We start from the raw sequence: 284 nt of genomic DNA, 5'->3' as shown, positions 1-284 counted from the left end.
TCCAGGACGTGGCAAGGCTCGCCGAGAACGAGGCTGCAACCTTCTATCTGCTGGGATCGACGGAGGCCCAGAACGGCAAGGCCGTGGCCGCCATCAAGGCGAGCTACCCGCGCCTTCGCATCGTCGGCCACAGCCACGGCTATCTCACTGGCGAGGCGCTCGAGAGGAAGCTCGATGAGATCGACGCCCTTGCGCCGGACATATTGTGGCTCGGCCTCGGCGTGCCGCGCGAGCAGATCTTTGTGCGCGACTTCGGATCGCGTCTGTCGAATGTCGGGGTCATC

The 284-nt window shown here is 64.8% G+C and carries 1 protein-coding gene; it reads left to right on the top strand.

Annotated elements, in window-relative coordinates:
* The coding region (locus EN808_RS35965; protein WP_189524263.1) for a WecB/TagA/CpsF family glycosyltransferase at positions 1-284 on the top strand (284 nt) is incomplete at both ends.

Source organism: Mesorhizobium sp. M8A.F.Ca.ET.165.01.1.1 (assembly GCF_004792065.1).
GTDB lineage: Bacteria > Pseudomonadota > Alphaproteobacteria > Rhizobiales > Rhizobiaceae > Mesorhizobium.
The sequence above is the reverse complement of the archived record's forward strand: the minus strand, read 5'-3'. Positions and strand labels throughout refer to the sequence as shown.